This window comes from Polycyclovorans algicola TG408 (genome assembly GCF_000711245.1).
GTDB classification, from domain to species: Bacteria; Pseudomonadota; Gammaproteobacteria; order Nevskiales; family Nevskiaceae; genus Polycyclovorans; species Polycyclovorans algicola.
The window spans coordinates 2,969,542-2,982,405 of sequence record NZ_JOMH01000001.1 but is presented as its reverse complement, the minus strand read 5'-3'; the positions used below and the strand labels follow the sequence as shown (position 1 = coordinate 2,982,405).

Here is a 12,864-nt window from a genome sequence, read left to right as displayed (position 1 = left end):
GATGTTTCAGACACGAAAGCCGGTGCCACGCGCCGGCTTTCGTGTTTCCACAGAGGCCAACCGGGGTGGCTATCATGCAGGTCCTTTCGATGTGCGACCGCGATTTTTGTGCCGCGATGCGATGGCCGCGCACCGTGGTCACTGACCACCCATTTCTTTGATTGAGGAGCTGCAAATGTACTCAGGACAGACCGTACGTCTGACGTTGCACGAGGGCGGCATTGCCGAGCTCTGTTTCGATCGGCAGGGCGAGAGCGTCAACAAATTCGACAAGCTGACACTGGGCGAGCTGCGCGAAGCGGCCGACAAGCTGGTGGCCGCGCCCGAGCTGGCCGGTTTGGTGGTGACCTCCGCCAAGAACGTGTTCATCGTCGGTGCCGACATCACCGAGTTCGGCAAGATGTTTGAAGGCACTGAAGAAGAGATCGCGGGCTGGGCCGGCCAGGCCAATGACATCTTCAACACGCTCGAGGACCTGCCGTTCCCCAGCGTCTGCGCGATCAACGGCGTCGCCTTGGGCGGCGGCTTCGAGATGGCACTGGTCGCCGATTACCGCGTCATGAGCGAGACCGCGTCGGTGGGTCTGCCCGAGACCAAACTTGGCATCATTCCCGGCTTTGGCGGCACCGTGCGCCTGCCGCGCCTGATCGGTGCCGACAACGCCATCGAGTGGGTCGCCAGCGCCAGCAACAACAAGCCCAAGGTGGCGCTTGCCGTCGGGGCGGTAGACGCCGTGGTCAAGCCGGAAAAACTGTTTGATGCGGCGGTGCGTCTCATCAAGCAGGCCAACGACGGCAAGTACGACTGGCAGGCGCGCCGCGCCCAGAAAAAGGCCCCACTGAAGCTCGACATGATTGAGCAGATGATGGTGTTCTCGACCGCCGAGGCGTTCATCGCCGGCAAGGCAGGCAAACACTACCCGGCGCCGGTGGCGGCAGTGAAGGCGATTCAGAAAGCTGCGAGTAAAGGCCGCGATGATGCCTTGAAGATCGAAGCCGCAGCGTTTGCCAAGCTCGCCAAGACCACCGTCGCCGACGCATTGGTGGGCCTGTTTCTCAACGACCAGTTCTTGAAGAAAACTGCCAAGGCACAGATGAAAGGTGCAGTCGACTTCAAGCAGGCAGCGGTATTGGGCGCCGGCATCATGGGCGGCGGCATCGCCTTCCAGAGCGCCTCCAAAGGCACGCCGATCATCATGAAGGACATCGCCGACAAGGCGCTCGATCTGGGCATGAGCGAGGCCAACAAGCTGCTTTCCAAGCAGGTCGAGCGCAAGAAACTCACGCCCGAAAAGGCCGGGGCGATTCTGTCGACCATTCGTCCGACCCTGAACTACGGTGACTTCGGCAACGTCGACATCGTCATCGAGGCCGTTGTCGAGAATCCGAAAATCAAGAAATCGGTGCTTGCCGAGACCGAAACCAAGGTCAAGCCGGGCACCATCATTGCGTCGAATACCTCGTCGATCTCGATTGATGAATTGGCCACGGCGATGAAGCACCCGGAGAACTTCCTCGGCATGCACTTCTTCAACCCGGTGCACAAGATGCCGCTGGTGGAAGTGATCTACGCCGAGAAGACCTCCAAGGAAGCGATCGCCACCACCGTGGCGCTGGCGACCAAGATGGGCAAGACCGCCATCGTGGTGAAGAACTGCCCCGGCTTTCTGGTCAACCGTATCCTGTTTCCGTACTTCGGCGGCTGGGAGCACCTGATCAACGCCGGCGCCGACTTCGTCAAGGTCGACAAGGTGATGGAAGCTTTCGGCTGGCCGATGGGCCCGGCATATCTCGAAGACGTGGTCGGCATCGATACCAGCCATCACATTGGCCCGGTGCTGGCCGAAGGTTATCCCGACCGCATGGCGCGCACCCAGCGCACCGCCATTGACGTGATGTTCGAGGCCGAGCGCTACGGCCAGAAGAACGGCAAGGGCTTCTACAAGTACGAGACCGACCCCAAGGGTAAGCCGAAGAAGACTGCCGACCCCGAGGCCTATGCACTGCTGAAGCAAGTGCAAAAAGACGGCCAGAAGGAGTTTGCCGACGAAGAAATCGTCGAGCGCCTGATGCTGCCGATGATCATCGAAGCGGCGCGCTGCCTCGATGACGGCATTGTCGGTTCCGCGATCGAGGCCGACATGGGCCTGATTCTGGGCCTCGGCTTTCCGCCGTTCCGCGGCGGTGCGCTCAAGTATTGCGACACGCTGGGCATGAAGCACGTCATCGAGCGCTGCAAGGCCTACGCCCATCTCGGCAAGATCTACGAGCCCACCGAGTCGATGTTGAAGATGGCTGCCGACGGCAAGACGTACTACGTCAAGTAAGCCGCCCTCATCCCTAATTCCGGAGTAATGAAATGACGACCGACGTCGTAATTGTTGATGCAATGCGGACCCCGATGGGCCGCTCCAGGGGCGGTAACTTTCGCAACGTGCGTGCCGAAGATCTGTCGGCGCACCTGATTCGCGGCATCCTCGCCCGCAACGAAGCGGTGAAGCCCGCCGATGTGGAAGACGTGGTCTGGGGCTGCGTGCAGCAGACCCTGGAGCAGGGCTTCAACATTGCCCGCAACGCCGCGCTGCTGGCCGGCCTGCCGCAGACCGTGCCGGGGCAAACCGTGAACCGCCTCTGCGGCTCGTCGATGAGCGCCATCCATATTGCCTTTGCCAGCATCCAGGCCGGCATCGGCGACACCTACATCTGTGGCGGCGTCGAGCACATGGGCCATGTCGCCATGACCCACGGCTTTGACGGCAACCCGGCCATGAGTCTGACCACCGCCAAGGCGGCGGCAATGATGGGCCTGACCGCCGAAATGCTCACCCAGACCCACGGCATCAACCGCCAGCAGCAGGACGCATTTGCCCTCGCCAGCCACCAGAAAGCCGTCAAGGCCAACCAGACCGGCGCCACCGCCAAGGAGATTTTGCCGCTGGCCGGGCACGACGCTGATGGCGCGCCGATCATGGTCGACTGGGATGAAGTGGCGCGCGCCGACGCCAGCCTCGAAGGCCTGGGCGGATTGCGCCCGGCCTTCAACCCCAAGGGCTCGGTGACCGCCGGCAACAGCTCCGCCATTTCCGACGGCGCGTCCTGCGTGCTGGTGATGAGTGCCGACAAGGCGAAGGCCCTGGGCCTGAAGCCGATGGCGCGCATCGTCTCGGTCGCCGCCGCCGGGTGTAGCCCGTCGATCATGGGCATCGGCCCGGTGCCGGCGACCCAGAAGGCGCTTAAGCGTGCCGGGCTGTCGATCGACAACATCGACTACTTCGAACTCAACGAAGCCTTCGCCGCGCAGTCGCTGGCGGTGATCAAAGACCTGAAGCTCACCGAGCGCATGGACCGCATCAACCTCAAGGGCGGGGCCATTGCCCTCGGCCATCCGCTGGGCTGTTCGGGTGCGCGCATCACCGGCGCACTGGCCCATGTGCTGGGTGAGCAGGGCGGCCAGTTTGGTGTGGCCACCATGTGCATCGGCATGGGGCAGGGGGTCGCCACAGTGCTGGAACGCATGCACTGAGCAGTCCGGAGATACAAAAAAGGCGGCCATTGCGGGCCGCCTTTTTTATGATTCGCGTTGATGCTTATTCAGTGGTTTCGACTGGAACTTCTTCGTCAATGACCGCGAAGTCAAATTCGCTGACGGTGTCACGAATGATTTCCACGTCACCGGGCTGAATGAAGACAATGTCATCATCGCTGGGCGCCGGCAGGTCATCACCCGCCTGGCAGCTCAGCGCCACGGTGTAGTTGCCTTCGAGCAAGAAGCCCACTTCGTAGCTGAAGTCGACCAGCGCCCCGTCAAGCATCTCGGGTTGCAGCAATGCAGTGGTCAAAGGCTCGGGATCGGTTCCATCGAAATCGTCAGGCGTTACACCTGAGCCGCTGTAGACGTAGACCGCGGCGCCCGCGCCCGAGACCGGGTCAGCGGTGCAGCTGGAATCGGCCAGCAGCGCTGGATCCACTGAGCCGGTCAAGGTGCCAACTTCAGCGTTGTCAACAACACGCAGGACCGGGCGCAGGTTGTAGCAGCCGGTGGCACCGCGCTCGGCAATCGACTTCCGCAGATCGAAATCGACGGTATAGGCGGCGCTGCCGCCGGCGGCAATGGTGAGCGGTCCGCGCACCTTGAGACCGGTCTGGGCGCCACTTGGGACGATCAACGGATAGTCGACGCCGTCCACGGTGATGTAGGACGGACGGTTCGGGTTGGCCTGTGCGGCATTACAGCTGGCGTTTGACTGCTCCGCGACAATCAGGCGAACTTCTTCGTAGACGCCCGAGGGAATCTGCTCGTCCTGAATCAGGAAGAACTGGTTGTCGCCCTGCTGCTCAAGTAGGTCGACGGTTTGGATTTCATCGAAATCGAAACGCAGCGCAACGCCACCGTCGGCATCCAGCAGTTCAACGGCACTGAAGCCGACGACCACCGCATCGGCATCGTCGACCGGGGCGTCTGTCACCCCCAACGAAAGCGCGCCGGTCCCGCCGCCCGAGCCCGAATCACTGCAGCCTGCCAGCAAGGCCAAACCCAGTCCGGCCACCCAAATATGTCTGAACATGATCATTTCTCCCGATCTTCAAGATTGACTGTCTCGGTCACGCGAACACTTGGTGAGCCGCCGCTGACGAACAGTTGAACGAAGGTGTCACGTGAACATGAAGCGCCGCTGAGCCTGATGGTGGTCGCGCTTTCAGAAGTGCGAAAAGTCCGGCTTGCGCTTTTCGGCGAAGGCGGAGAAGGCCTCGCGCGCTTCGGGTTGCTGCAGCATCGGCATGAAGTGGTCGGCCTCAAAATCCATCGCCTCGCGCGTTTGCTGTGCCGGCCAGCGGCGCATCAGCGCCTTGGTTACTTTCAGGGCGTTGGGCGGCAGTGCCACCAGTTCGGCGGCTGTGGCGCGGGCTTGCGCCTCGACGTCGGCGTTGGGCAAAACCGCGTTACACAGCCCGATTCGCTCGGCCGTGGCGGCGTCGAAAAAGCGGCCCAGCATGAGCAGCTCGGCGGCTTTGGGATGGCCGGCCAGTCGTGGAATCACGAAACTCGCAGCAAATTCGGGGCAGGCACCGAGGCTGACAAAGGGCATGCGCAGCTTGGTTTTCTCGCCGACGTACACGAAGTCACAGTGCAGCAGCAGGGTGACGCCGATGCCGACCGCCATGCCGCTGACGGCAGCAATCACCGGCTTTTCGGCGTCGAGCAAGGCCCGCATGAAGCGGCCGACAGGTGAGTCTGAGGAGGTTGGCGGGTTGTTGAGAAAGTCGGCCAGATCATTGCCCGCCGAGAAGCAATCCGGCGAGCCGGCAAACAGAATCACCCGCACGTCGTCATCGGCCGCCGCCTGGGCCAGACCCTCGGTCAGGCGGTCGTACATGGCGTTGGTGAAGGCGTTCTTCTTGTCGGGCCGGTTGAGTCGCAGGGTCAGAACGCGGTCCGCTTTTTCGATCAGGACATCGGGGGTCATTGAGGGCTGCCGGAAGGTGGAAGGGTAGGCGTCAAAGCCTACCCTTTGGCGAGCTTTGCCGGGGCGTTAGCGCGGCCTTTCACTCACATACATGTTGATGTCGGCCTCGACCACGACGACCCCGTTCAGGTCACAGACCTTGACCGGCATGATGACGTCGCCCGGCTGGCTCATGACGGCCATATCGATTGCAACGGTGGCCGCCAGGTCAGTCTCGGCCTTTTTCAGATACCGCACGGTCATGCTCTTGGGAATCCAGCGGAGATGCGCCGGCAGGGTGGCCTCGATCAGGGTGCCGGCGGCGACTTCGCAGAGATTGCAGCAGGCGATGGCATGCACCGTGCCGATGTGGTTGTGGACCGCCCGGCGTTTTTTCATTGAGACGCGGATATGCCCTTCGTCCAGCGCCTCGATCAACGGTCGAATGGTCGCGAAGTACGGCGCCTTGCGGCTCACGGCAGCCGAAAACAGGCGCTTGCCCCCGGGGAGTGCGGCAAGTCGGCGATAGGTGGTGAGCAGGTTCATGTGGGTCAGTGTGGTTCCGGTTTGGATTGCAGCCAGTCTAAGGGCAGCCGCCACAGGGCCTCCGGCATGCGCGACGAAAAGAAATGAAGGTGGCCAATGCCGTTCAGCCCGTAAGTTGAGGGCAGGACCAATTCCCGGGTGACTTGGGCGCGGTGATAGAGCGCCAGTTGCGCACCGACATTGGCGTCGGTGGCGATGGCGTCGTCCGGGAATGTCAGTGACAACAGGGGCAGCAACAGGTCGTCGAAGGCGGTCTTGCCCTGTACGGTCAGCAATTCGGCGTAATAGTCGGGGCGCTGGCACCAGGTAAACCAGTCTTCGGCGACACCGCGCGGCAGATCCTCGCCCCAGCCGAGCCGACGTTGCGGCGCATAGCCAACGCTGCGGTAGAGCAGGGGGCCGAGTCCTGAGATCAGCGCTTTCACCATCCAGCCGTAAGCGCGCGGCATGTTGCGCCAGTAGCCGAAGCCCGAGGCGATCAGTACCGCCTTCTCCACCTGCTGGCGGTTGGGCATCAAGCCGAGCATCTGGCCGCCGACGCTGTGACCCAGAAAGTACAGGGGCAGCTTGGGCGCGTTGACCTGCAGGTGATCCAGAGCGGCGGGGAGGTCCAGGAGCCCCCAATCGCGCATCCGTGCCGGGTCCTGGCGCAGCGGCCGGTCTCTTGAGGCGCCGATGCCGCGATAGTCAAAGGTCAGCGTGGTGACCCCCTGTGCGGCCAGCCATGTGGCGTAGGCCGAGTAGAAGCGTTGCGGCACGCCGGTAGCGCCGGCCAGTAACAGCGCGCCAGATGGATTTCGTCCCGCTTCAAACAATCGGCCTTGAAGGGCGCGACCATCCTCGGCAGTGAAGGTTGTGGAGCGTCCGGCGGCGACCGGCTCAAAGGCCGCGTGCAGATCGGCCAGGTGGGGTGACTGCGGGGTGTCGAGCACTGCGTCCATGATCACGATGTCCTGAAAGCCGGATTTCAGGCTAGGCGAGGACCTTCGGTGCGACAAACGATCATTTGAAGCGTGATAAGTGAGGATTTCTCACCCATCCTTGGGCAAGGTCTCGCGCAACCATGCCAGCAGGGCCGCGATGGCGGGCTCGTCCTGTTCGCCCGGGCGGTGGACGAACCAGTAACCTGCGGCGGGGCGCGCCGTGCCGGGCCAGGGTGCCACCAGCCGTCGCTGATCCAGCCAACGATTGACCAGCGGCGTGAGCCCCAAGGCCACGCCAAGTCCCTGGCTGGCGCTTTGCAGCAAAGCCAGATAGCTGTCGACCCGCATCTCGGCGGTGGGCGCCCCGAGCGTGCAGCCCATCACTTTTTCCCACTGCGCCCAGGCATCCGGCACGGCCATGGACTGCAGCCTTGGCAGTCGACCCAGCACCGCCAGTGTTGCCGGCTGGTCGCCGAGCAGTGTCGGGCTGACCACTGGCGTCGCGTAAACATCGAGCAGGTGGACGGCGGTCAGACCCGGCCAGTGACCGCGGCCGAAGCGCAGGGCCACGTCGATGTCTTCGCGCATCAGGTCGCGCGATCGCTGCGAGGTGTCGAGTTGCAGGTCGATCTCGGGGTGTGCCCGAGCGAACCCAGCCAGATTCGGCAGCACCCATTCGTCCGCCACGAAGCTGCCCATGGTGACACTCAAGGACGACCGCGCATGATGGGCCAACAAGGTCTGGGTTCCGCGCGCCAGTTGGGCAAACGCCTGGTCGACCACCGCCGCGTAGTCACGCCCTGCCGCCGTGAGGGTCAACTTGCGGACTTGCCGCTCGAACAGCGGAATTCCCAGCTCGGCTTCCAGCGCCCGAATCTGGTGACTGACCGCTGACGGCGTCAGGTGCAACTGCTCGGCGGCGGCCTTGAAGCTGCCCTCAGCCGCTGCGATCCGGAAGGTGTCGAGCTGGGTCAGCTTGGGCAACCGCCGCTTCACTTTACGGCTCTAGAACAGATCGGCCTTGTCGACGCTTTCGGCGGTTTGCAGGGCGTCGCGCGAGGTGATCCAGTCGCCCGTGATCATCTGCGCGTAGCTCATGCCCGGCCCGACCATCGGATACACGCCGGCGTCGCCGTCGATGTGCACTTCGAGGAACGCCGGCCCTTTGAACGCGACGAACTCGGCAATCACCGACTCAAGCTCCTCCTTGCGGGTGATGCGCTTGGCGAACGCATAACCGTCGGCCTCTGCGGCCTTGACGAAATCCTTCTGGTGCAAGCTTTTGTCGGACGCTGCGTAGCGGCTGTCGAAGAACAACCGCTGCCACTGGCGCACCATGCCGTCGCCGAAGTTGTTCAGCACCACGACCTTGACGGGCAGGTTGTAGGTGGTGACGGTTTCCAGCTCGCCGAGATTCATGCGGATGGAGGCATCGCCGTCAATGTCGATGACGATCTTGTCGGGCCGCGCAAACTGCGCACCGATGGCCGCGGGCAGACCAAAGCCCATGGTGCCCATCGATCCCGAGGTCAGCCACAGACGTGGCTCCTTGAAGTCGAAATACTGCGCTGCCCACATCTGGTGTTGACCCACGCCGGTGGACACGATGGCCTCGCCGCCGGTGAGGCGGTTGATCGCTTCAATGACGGCATAAGGCTGGATCGTGGCGGCATCGCGGTCGTAGTTGAGCGCGTGCTGTGACTTTAGCGCCCCGATGTGCTGGTGCCACGCACGATAGTCAGGCTTGAAGCCGCGCGATTGCAGGTGTGCATGCAGGTCGTCGATGGCAAGTGCCAGCGCGCCCACATGGTGCCACTGCACCCGCTTGACCTTGTTGATCTCGGCGGGGTCGATGTCAAAGTGGGCGATCGCCTTGGCGTGGGGCGCGAACTTGTCCGGCACACCGGCCACACGATCATCAAAGCGTGCGCCAAGGGTGATGAGAAAGTCGCAGTCTTCGACCGCGTAGTTGGCGTAGGCGGTGCCGTGCATGCCCAGCATTTGCAGCGACAGCGCGTCGGTGGTGTCTACCGTGCCAATGCCCATCAGGGTGGTGGTCACCGGCAGGCCGTAGGCTTCGGCGAACCGACGAATCGCTGGCGCGGCGTTGCCATTTATGGCGCCACCGCCGACGTAGAGCAGAGGTCTTTCAGAGGCCTTCAGCAGCGCTTCGAATTCGCTGCATGCCTTTGCACTGAGGCGGTTGCGGTTGACTTCGGCCAAGCGCGCACGGTAGCCGGGGATGGGCAGCACACCCTCGCCCTGGAAGACCAGGTTGGCGTTTTGCACGTCTTTCGGAATGTCGATGACCACCGGGCCGGGCCGCCCGGTGCGCGCCACTTCAAATGCAGTGCGCATCGTGGCTTCGAGCTTAGAGGCATCGGTGACCAGAAACACGTGCTTGGCGCACGGCGCCATGATCGAACTGATCGGCGCTTCCTGAAAGCCGTCCGAGCCGATGGCAGCGGTCGGCACCTGGCCACAGATCACCACGATGGGAATCGAGTCGGCCATGCAGTCGCGGACCGGCGTGACCGTGTTGGTCGCGCCCGGGCCCGACGTCACCAGGCAAACGCCGACCTTGCCAGAAGCCCGGGCATAGCCGGCGGCCATGAAGCCAGCGGCCTGCTCGTTGGCGGGGACGATCAACGGCATCTTCTCGGCGCCCTCGGCCGTGCGATGCTCGCGGTTGAAGCGAAAGACGGCATCGTAGGTCGGCAAGATGGCGCCGCCCGAATAGCCGAAAATGACCGACGTGCCCTCGTCAGCGAGAACCTGCACGACAATGTCGGCACCGCTGAGCGTCTGAGAAGCGAGAGGATGTTTGGCGAGAGGGCGCGACATCGTCATGACCGATGAATTCCAAGGTAAGGCTGAAAACCGCGCTTTATACCACGTCGCTACCTCGGCAATCGCCTGTTCAGGCCACGGGGCGCAGCTTCTTCACAGGCGTTCATCAGTGGGGCGCTCAATGGCGGCCAGTACATGACGGGTGGGCTAATTTTGGGGTGGTTGCCCGAGGGTGCATCTGAAATACTGTTTCGCACTGCATGCAACACCACGCTGCAACAAGAACGAAGTTCCACGTTGAGGAGGATTCATGATCAAGCGAGTATTCACGGCATCTGCCGTGGTGGCATTGATGACCCTGCCACACCTTTCATCCATTGCGATGGCCAACGACGCGGCCGAGCTGGGCAACTCGTTGACGCCCATGGGCGCTGAAATGGCCGGCAACAAGGACGGCAGCATCCCCAAATGGGAAGGCGGCCTGCAGATGGAGCGCCCCGCCAAAGGCAAGGAGCGTGATCCGGCTCAATATCCGACCAGCAGCGACAAACCGTTGTTCACGGTGACGTCGTCCAACCTCGACGAGCACCGCGACATGCTCACGCCGGGGGCGCTGGCCCTGTTCGAGAAATTCCCTGACTCGTACAAGATGCCGGTGTACCCGACGCGGCGAACGGGCAACGCGCCGGACCACGTGTATGCGGCCACCAAGAAGAACGCCGAGAGCGCCAGCCTTGAGAACGATGGCGAATCGCTGGTCAATGCGGCTGTGGGGATTCCGTTTCCGGTTCCCGAAAGCGGCAAGGAAATCATCTGGAACCACAAGGTTCGCTACCGCGGCGAAGGCCTGCAGCGCTGGAACGTGCAGTTGGCGGTCCAGACCGGCGGCAGTTTCGTCCCCTACAAGATCCGTGAAGACGTGCGCTTTCACTACAATTTTTCGGATGCCACGCCCGAGAGCCTGAACAACGTCATCATTTACTTTCTGCAGTTCACCACCGCCCCGGCACGGCAGGCCGGCAATGTGCTGTTGGTGCACGAGACCGCCGACCAGGTGGCCGAAGCGCGCCGTGCATGGCTCTACAATCCCGGTCAGCGCCGCATTCGCCGCGCTCCCAACGTCGCCTATGACAACCCGGGCACCGGGGCTGACGGCCTGCGCACCAACGACCAGCTCGACTCGTTCAATGGCGCCACCGACCGCTACACCTGGAACATTGTCGGCAAGCGCGAAATGCTGTTGCCTTACAACGCGCACAACCTTGCCGACGACTCGGTCAAATACGACGACATTGCCCAGCGCAATCACCTGAACCAGGACCTGACCCGCTACGAGCGCCGCCGCGTCTGGGTGCTTGACTCCAACCTCAAGCCGGGCACGACGCACCAGTACAAGCGCCGGACTTACTACGTCGATGAAGACACCTGGACCGTCCTCGCAGTCGACATCTACGACGGTCGCGACCAGCTCTGGCGTGTGCAGGAGTACCATCCCATCATGGTGCCGTGGCTCAAGGCCGTGGGCCCGGCGCTGGCCACGGTTTACGACCTGAATGCCAACCGCTATCTGGTGATGGAAGCGTCCAACGAAGAACCGTTGTTTGAAGAGCGCGACTGGAACACCGACCATTTCACGACCGGCTCGGTGCAGCGCATGGCCACCCGCTGATCTCAGCAGGCTGAACCACAGAAACCCCGCCCCGGCGGGGTTTCTGCTTTTTGAAGACCGCCCTCTCGGTTACGCTCTGCCGCCATGTTGACCATCAACGACCACCTTGTGCTGCCGCTGGCCGAGATCGAGCTGGACGCGATTCGGGCTCAGGGCGCGGGCGGGCAGAAAGTCAACAAGACCTCCAGTGCCGTGCATCTGCGTTTTGACATTTCCGCATCGTCGCTTCCGGACGACTGCAAGCAGCGCTTGCTGGCCCGCCGAGACCGGCGCATCAGCAGCGACGGTGTGTTGGTCATCAAGGCGCAGCGCCACCGCACCCAGGAGGCCAACCGCGACGACGCCTTGCAACGGCTCGCCGAGTTCATTCGTCGCGACGCCAGTGCGCCGGTGCCGCGCAAGGTCACGCGGCCGACGCGGGGCGCCAAGATCAGGCGGGTCGACGCCAAGGTTCAGCGCGGCAAGCTCAAGGCGCTGCGGGGTTCAGTCGGGGATTGAAGGCTGCGACACCGCGTCCGTTGACGTGGGTCTCAAACCAACTGCAGCAGATTGCGAATCTGCGCGGCGTCGGTTTCGTCCGCCCGGTGAATCAGGCTCAGGCGCGCCTTGGGCACCGTGCCTTGAATGGGCCGGTAGCTCACACCATCGATCTGTGCCTGCTGCATTGACGCCGGGACGATGGAGACACCAATACCGGCCGCCACCAAGTTGACGATGGACGTGACCTGCGAGGTCTCCTGCACCACCCGCGGCAGAAAGCCGACGCGGTGGCAGGCCCGCAGGATCTCTTCATGCAGCCCCGCGCCCACGGCGCGCGGGAACAGCACGAAGGGCTCCAGCGAGAGGGCCATCAGCGGCAGTCGCTTGCGGCGGCTCAGTGGATGGTCAGCGGGCAAGGCAATCACCAGGTCTTCGCTCATCAGCGGTGTTTCGATCAGCCCGTCTGCTGCGGCCAGCAGCGGGCGCACAAACGCGGCATCCATGCGTCTTGCCGCGATGGCAGCCGCCAGTGCCGGCGTCGTGCCTTCGTCCAGGGTCAGGGCCACGGTGGGGTAACGGCGACGAAACTCGCGAATCACGCCGGGGATGAGCGGGTGAAAGGGCGCCGAGTTGATCATGCCCAAGCGAAGGCGCCCCAGCTCGCCTTTGGCCACGCGCCGAACCCGTGCTTCGGCTTGTTCGGCCTGACGCAGCAGCGTGCGGGCATCGTCCAGCAGTGCCTCGCCTGCCGGGGTCAGCTCGACGCCGCGCGGGAGACGACGGAATAACGCTGTGCCCAGATGCAACTCCAGCGCCTTGATCTGCTGCGACAGTGGCGGCTGCGCCATGCCCAACTGCTGGGCGGCACGAGTGATATGCCGCGCCTCGGCTACGGCGACGAAGTAACGCAGGGCGCGCAGATCCAATGACATACGAAAATCATATGACAAAATGCAAAAACATATATTGGACGTCTTGATAGTTCGGGGCTTAGAGTCGGCCCATCACCAGCG

11 protein-coding genes are annotated in these 12,864 nt (G+C 63.1%); 4 read left to right on the top strand and 7 right to left on the bottom strand.

Annotated features, from left to right (window positions below):
* Window positions 1–175: 175 nt before the first annotated feature.
* Together fadB and fadA are read left to right on the top strand one after the other, a co-directional pair.
* Window positions 176–2,326, top strand: coding sequence for a fatty acid oxidation complex subunit alpha FadB (gene fadB / locus U741_RS0114285; RefSeq protein WP_029891130.1), 2,151 nt, complete (start codon window positions 176–178; stop codon window positions 2,324–2,326).
* A gap of 32 nt (window positions 2,327–2,358) precedes the next feature.
* Window positions 2,359–3,522, top strand: a complete 1,164-nt coding sequence (gene fadA / locus U741_RS0114280; RefSeq protein ID WP_029891129.1) for an acetyl-CoA C-acyltransferase FadA — start codon at window positions 2,359–2,361, stop codon at window positions 3,520–3,522.
* Between the two features lie 64 nt (window positions 3,523–3,586).
* Here the strand turns inward: fadA and U741_RS0114275 are convergent, their stop codons facing one another.
* The 6 genes from U741_RS0114275 to ilvB all read right to left on the bottom strand — a co-directional run bounded on the left by U741_RS0114275 (window position 3,587) and on the right by ilvB (window position 9,756).
* Complete coding sequence (locus U741_RS0114275; protein ID WP_161776247.1) at window positions 3,587–4,564, bottom strand: DUF4382 domain-containing protein; 978 nt, start codon at window positions 4,562–4,564, stop codon at window positions 3,587–3,589.
* Window positions 4,565–4,696: 132 nt separating this feature from the next.
* Complete coding sequence (locus U741_RS0114270) at window positions 4,697–5,464, bottom strand: enoyl-CoA hydratase (protein ID WP_029891127.1); 768 nt, start codon at window positions 5,462–5,464, stop codon at window positions 4,697–4,699.
* 66 nt (window positions 5,465–5,530) lie between these two features.
* Window positions 5,531–5,989, bottom strand: coding sequence for a hotdog fold domain-containing protein (locus U741_RS0114265; RefSeq protein WP_029891126.1), 459 nt, complete (start codon window positions 5,987–5,989; stop codon window positions 5,531–5,533).
* A gap of 5 nt (window positions 5,990–5,994) precedes the next feature.
* Window positions 5,995–6,930 carry an alpha/beta hydrolase family protein gene (locus U741_RS0114260; RefSeq protein WP_052378851.1) on the bottom strand — a complete coding sequence of 312 codons (936 nt, stop codon included), beginning with the start codon at window positions 6,928–6,930 and terminating at the stop codon, window positions 5,995–5,997.
* A gap of 90 nt (window positions 6,931–7,020) precedes the next feature.
* The gene (locus U741_RS18645) at window positions 7,021–7,908 is read right to left on the bottom strand and encodes a LysR substrate-binding domain-containing protein (protein WP_084154896.1); all 888 of its coding nucleotides are present in this window, start codon (window positions 7,906–7,908) and stop codon (window positions 7,021–7,023) included.
* Between the two features lie 9 nt (window positions 7,909–7,917).
* A complete protein-coding gene (gene ilvB / locus U741_RS0114250) occupies window positions 7,918–9,756 on the bottom strand; it encodes a biosynthetic-type acetolactate synthase large subunit (RefSeq protein WP_052379033.1) in 1,839 nt (612 codons plus the stop codon).
* Between the two features lie 256 nt (window positions 9,757–10,012).
* Here ilvB and U741_RS0114245 point away from each other — a divergent pair, with 256 nt between their 5' ends.
* Both U741_RS0114245 and arfB read left to right on the top strand, forming a co-directional pair.
* Window positions 10,013–11,371 (top strand): DUF1329 domain-containing protein, encoded by a 1,359-nt coding sequence (locus tag U741_RS0114245; RefSeq protein ID WP_043110293.1) that lies wholly within the window; start codon window positions 10,013–10,015, stop codon window positions 11,369–11,371.
* A gap of 84 nt (window positions 11,372–11,455) precedes the next feature.
* Window positions 11,456–11,869, top strand: coding sequence for an alternative ribosome rescue aminoacyl-tRNA hydrolase ArfB (arfB, locus tag U741_RS0114240; RefSeq protein ID WP_029891121.1), 414 nt, complete (start codon window positions 11,456–11,458; stop codon window positions 11,867–11,869).
* Between the two features lie 32 nt (window positions 11,870–11,901).
* Here the strand turns inward: arfB and U741_RS0114235 are convergent, their stop codons facing one another.
* Window positions 11,902–12,783 (bottom strand): LysR family transcriptional regulator, encoded by an 882-nt coding sequence (locus U741_RS0114235; protein ID WP_235200440.1) that lies wholly within the window; start codon window positions 12,781–12,783, stop codon window positions 11,902–11,904.
* Window positions 12,784–12,864 lie beyond the last annotated feature (81 nt).

Excerpts from the sequence above, each read along its gene's own strand:
- ilvB (WP_052379033.1), bottom strand. The coding sequence starts at position 9,756 with ATGTCGCGCCCTCTCGCCAAACATCCTCTCGCTTCTCAGACGCTCAGC.
- U741_RS0114260 (WP_052378851.1), bottom strand. The coding sequence starts at position 6,930 with ATGGACGCAGTGCTCGACACCCCGCAGTCACCCCACCTGGCCGATCTG.
- fadB (WP_029891130.1), top strand. The coding sequence starts at position 176 with ATGTACTCAGGACAGACCGTACGTCTGACGTTGCACGAGGGCGGCATT.
- fadA (WP_029891129.1), top strand. The coding sequence starts at position 2,359 with ATGACGACCGACGTCGTAATTGTTGATGCAATGCGGACCCCGATGGGC.
- U741_RS0114270 (WP_029891127.1), bottom strand. The coding sequence starts at position 5,464 with ATGACCCCCGATGTCCTGATCGAAAAAGCGGACCGCGTTCTGACCCTG.
- U741_RS0114235 (WP_235200440.1), bottom strand. The coding sequence starts at position 12,783 with ATGTCATTGGATCTGCGCGCCCTGCGTTACTTCGTCGCCGTAGCCGAG.
- U741_RS0114265 (WP_029891126.1), bottom strand. The coding sequence starts at position 5,989 with ATGAACCTGCTCACCACCTATCGCCGACTTGCCGCACTCCCCGGGGGC.
- arfB (WP_029891121.1), top strand. The coding sequence starts at position 11,456 with ATGTTGACCATCAACGACCACCTTGTGCTGCCGCTGGCCGAGATCGAG.
- U741_RS0114245 (WP_043110293.1), top strand. The coding sequence starts at position 10,013 with ATGATCAAGCGAGTATTCACGGCATCTGCCGTGGTGGCATTGATGACC.
- U741_RS0114275 (WP_161776247.1), bottom strand. The coding sequence starts at position 4,564 with ATGTTCAGACATATTTGGGTGGCCGGACTGGGTTTGGCCTTGCTGGCA.